Source organism: Pedobacter sp. 01T416_2 (assembly GCF_056398925.1).
The window spans coordinates 1-4,111 of the sequence record NZ_JBFTQI010000538.1 but is presented as its reverse complement, the minus strand read 5'-3'; the positions used below and the strand labels follow the sequence as shown (position 1 = coordinate 4,111).

General features: G+C 45.6%; 5 protein-coding genes. All 5 read right to left on the bottom strand.

What is annotated here, in order from left to right; genetic code table 11:
* On the bottom strand, positions 1-1,089 hold a 1,089-nt coding region (locus AC1DPQ_RS19815), incomplete at its 3' end, for a hypothetical protein (protein ID WP_477610635.1).
* 11 nt (positions 1,090-1,100) lie between these two features.
* The gene (locus AC1DPQ_RS19810) at positions 1,101-2,156 is read right to left on the bottom strand and encodes a hypothetical protein (protein ID WP_477582933.1); all 1,056 of its coding nucleotides are present in this window, start codon (positions 2,154-2,156) and stop codon (positions 1,101-1,103) included.
* A gap of 3 nt (positions 2,157-2,159) precedes the next feature.
* The gene (gene traM, locus AC1DPQ_RS19805; RefSeq protein WP_477582931.1) at positions 2,160-3,251 is read right to left on the bottom strand and encodes a conjugative transposon protein TraM; all 1,092 of its coding nucleotides are present in this window, start codon (positions 3,249-3,251) and stop codon (positions 2,160-2,162) included.
* Between the two features lie 28 nt (positions 3,252-3,279).
* Positions 3,280-3,576: a hypothetical protein gene (locus AC1DPQ_RS19800; RefSeq protein WP_477582930.1), complete on the bottom strand. Its 297-nt coding sequence runs from the start codon at positions 3,574-3,576 to the stop codon at positions 3,280-3,282.
* The coding region (gene traK, locus AC1DPQ_RS19795) for a conjugative transposon protein TraK (protein WP_477610634.1) at positions 3,573-4,111 on the bottom strand (539 nt) is incomplete at its 5' end. The genes AC1DPQ_RS19800 and traK, both read right to left, overlap by 4 nt.

Sequence of the window (4,111 nt, the reverse complement as noted above, 5' to 3'; positions counted from 1 at the left end):
CGTCAACCCATTGCGCAGATCCGCTTCCAGTTTTTCGCGTTTCTCAGGAACAGACAACTCTTTGATCTTATAATTATCCAATACCTTAGGCAGATCAAAGCCGTACTGTGGATCATGGTATTGTTGCAGATTGAAATTACCGTTTGCCCCAGCCCCTTTATCCATATCAAACTTCACCCAGGCCGCATAAACCTCTCCCGAATTAAAATTCACCAAATCATCCCGGTATACCGCATAACCCTGGATCATCTGGGCGGACTGCTGAACCGTAAATCCCTTGCCCCGGTCAGGCCACATGGTCTGCATCGCTGGTTTTCCATAAAAAATCCCCCTGAAAGATTTGGCTACAAAATTTACCTTGCCCTCGTCCAAAGTTGCTACCGTCTGTTTATGGGCCGCGTCTTTTCCGATCGCCAGTTCTGCAGCACCTTCGCGTTTTTTGAAAGCCTCAACTGCATCGGTAACCAGATCAAACTGTTTAACAGCACCGGCCTTACCCTTTTCACCCGGCGTAATAATCAGGTAATGCTGATCCTGCTCCAAAGGCTTACCCAGGTTATGGGCGACCGTAAATTTATTGAGGAAATAATACTCCGATTTGGAGGACTGCTGTAAATAAAATTCCACATCCACCTGCCCCTTGTTGGCAGGCATCACCTGATGAACTTTAAATTTGGCATCCCCATTTTTCATCAGTTCCTCCATTTTAGCAATGGTCTGCTCCGATGCACCGAGCGCTTTCATTTCTTCCTTTCGGTCTTCTAAATTGTTTAAATTCATAGCTTTTGTTTTTAATAAAGTTTTAGGATTATTTAATTTATGGGCCGGCCCAACTTCCAATTTCTCCAGGACTTTAAGCCCGTTGATCATATCAGCAACCGGTATTGCCAGGTGCCAATTAAAGATCTGCTGGTGTTCCCGTTCAAAGAAAAAGGCAGAAGCTTCATCAGCAAAACAGTTCAGCTCAAACTCCGATGAGATCGGATTGTCACTGTCATAAACCACCCATTTACAGCCCAGCGCATGCTGTTCTTCGAGATATGCGCTCAGCTCAGCTGCCAGCCCTACCTTATCGATAAGTTCAACCATAAAATTTCTTTTTATCTGCTAAGCTCCAGCTGCGATTCCTTTGATTGCTCCAACGGCTTGACCGTACCTAGTTCAAACGAAGGCTGCAATTTCACTGGCACAAACATTTCTTTAAGCTGTTCAAAGCCAATTTCATTTTTAGCCGAATCAAAGAATTCCAGCCTGTTTTCAAACGGCCCGGCACGGATATAAAATTTATCTTTCCCCGGGACACTGATTTCCACCCTGTTCCCCTGTTCCAATCCACGCAATACCAAATCAGTACTGATCGCGTAACATTCAAGCGCAATGGCATGATTCAATAATTGTTTTTTGAGATCATAATCCTGCCCGATACTAGAAGAAAACAGTAATGGCGAGTGAGAAAAATCCTTAGCGGTATCATTCACCCTCACCCAGCTTTTCTCCCATTTACCATCCAACCCTTGATAGTTTTTCAGCACAGATCCACCACGCAACAGATTGATCGCTTCAGCCAGATCAACTCCAGTGCTCTTAGAAAAAAAACAGGACTTTTCAGTTCCATCCACCTGCAACAGCCTTGCATCAAACCCTTTAAAGTGGTAACTCCCTAGATCTTCCTTATCCAGCGAAACCTGAAGCGATAGTTTTTCGCCTGTGTTTAAACCCCGCACGACTTCCAAAACAACTCGCTGCCTTTCATAATCGAGCTGATCTTCAAGCTTCATACCCATCCCTCCTAATCCCAATGAAGAAAGCCGCCCTTTTAGCGCATACATATTTTCATCCCTAAGCCTGGAAAACCGTCGGAGGTGCATTGGTTTATCGATCAGCGCAGCCTTAAGCCCTACAAAAAAACGTAACACCCGATTTGGGTAAAGCTGCCTACTAAGTTTAGCCGTTACCGATTGGAGCACCTGGATATATAGCCGTTCCATTTCCGATGGCCTGACCGATACCCTAAAAAGTCCCTGAGATAAAAACTTATATTTCAATTGCCTCATCTTACGCTCATCCAGATTAGCACCCATAAGCCCAGAAAGTGATTTCTGCCGCTCCTCCCAGGCCAGGTACAGTTGTTCCGCTCTATTTATCCCCGGATCCATGAGCTAACGCAGTTTTAATTTATTGTCACGAAGCAGCACCGCCTGACCACCTTTTAACTTCACCTTAATTTTGCGCAGCTTTTTAGTCAGCATTGACTTCGCCGCATCGATCCCGGCCCCCGCAACCTGCGTGACCAAGGACTGATCAAACGTATTCAGCGCCACATCACCAATGGCATTCCCTGCCCCATCATTCACCGTTTCAGTCAATATCGCTTCCGGTGCATCCAGCCCCAGCATGCCATCATAACTGTACAGCGACAGATCAGAAGGGATAATCGCATTGCCCAAACGGATCTGCTTGATATCCAGCAGCAGGCGCTGGTTGGTAATCTTGCAGGCCCCAAAAAGTTCATGCCCTTTTGGGATCAATACCCCGTTCACCCGTAAAGTATCCAGCAATAAAAGCTTGATTGTTGCGCCCTGAACCACTTTTTTATCTGAAGCGATCACCGCAGGGATTGCTTTGAACAGGCTATCAGTATTGATTTTTTTCGCTCCAGCGATTTTTTGCTTTACCCGTTCAGGATGCTGGATATCGATAATGTTCTCCATCATCGCATTCAGCTGTTTCATCTCCGGATCTTCGCCAGCATTTTTGTTATCCTGCATCATCTTCATCAGTGCCTCGAGCCTATCCACATCGTTTTTCATGTTTCCATTAGCAGAACCGGCCACATCACCCGGACCATATCCAGCTCTAGTACCAGCAACGCTCCCAACACCACTGGCAGTTTCCGCCGGGCGGTCAATCTCACGTTTCAAGGCTTCGAGTTTCAGCGAGATCTCTCCGGTCTGCTCCTCCCGACTGTTTTTAAAACCTAGGTTTTCGCTCATGCGTGAAAGTGAAGCGGATCCCCTCGAAGCAGAATCCCGCTCCGCCTGCTCATAAAAAGCCATTTTATCTGCCGGTTGCTGTTTTTTGATTGCCGCGTCAGGCAGCGAAAAATCTACCTTTCCACGAACAGCAGTATCTTTGACCTCGCCCTTTCCACCGCCCAGCATAAAAAAACCGGTGGTCAATACAGCTGCTGCCAGCAACGGCAAAAAAATCAGCAACACTTTCTTTTTGTCTATTTTTTTCCTGTTTTCCATCTTGATTGTTTTTTATCGGTTAATAATTTTATGGCAAAAAGAGCAGCACCGCTGAAAGGATAAGGTACAGACAGTACATGCAGCCAAGCGCTATAAAGCAGACCAAGGATAGCCGGATTTTTGACTTAGAAATGCCTCTTGTTTTGCTGTTTAAATAGGTAGCCACTAAACGCTGGGCTTTAAGAATTTTCCTGGCCAATTGAAATGCCAGATCGTTTTTATTTATCCGTCCAACATCCCGCTTACCTAGAGGCAACGTTCCACCACCAATAGCACCATCACTTTTCGCTGCCCTATCCCTTAAAAAATAGTTCCAGATCCTCATGGTTCCTCCCCCTTTAACGGTTCAGCCCTGTTCTCCAGCAGCTCAAATTTCCTGATCAGAAAGCCATGGGGATTGTTATCCGTCTGGTTTTTAAGGTCATCTATCATCCCCTGACTCACCAATTTTCTAAAAACCGTCGAAGAAGACCGTACCAGTTTTTGTGTGGCAAAACACCTGAAAGGATAAGGAAACTGGTCCACATCCAATTGTATACTGTCTATGGTGATTTCCTGGGAGATATTGGCTGCAATCAGGTTATTGTAATAACCGTTTTCCTGAAAGTTATCATACTGCTTTTTGGCAGATTCATCGGCCAGGTATAACGCCCTGGTGACACTCGCCTTGATCGCTTTATCATCAGGGACCAAGGCAAAGAAATACTGGTGAAAGGTCCTGATATGGTCACGCAGTTCTACCGGTAGGTTGCTCTTACGGTCAGAAGCCAAAGCCGTTAACAGCTTACCATTATGTAATATGTATATCCGCTGATCCTTGAGGTTATAAAACCGGTAGTATTGATAAACCGCAAAACAGC

Excerpts from the sequence above, each read along its gene's own strand:
- traM (WP_477582931.1), bottom strand. The coding sequence starts at position 3,251 with ATGGAAAACAGGAAAAAAATAGACAAAAAGAAAGTGTTGCTGATTTTT.
- AC1DPQ_RS19810 (WP_477582933.1), bottom strand. The coding sequence starts at position 2,156 with ATGGATCCGGGGATAAATAGAGCGGAACAACTGTACCTGGCCTGGGAG.
- AC1DPQ_RS19800 (WP_477582930.1), bottom strand. The coding sequence starts at position 3,576 with ATGAGGATCTGGAACTATTTTTTAAGGGATAGGGCAGCGAAAAGTGAT.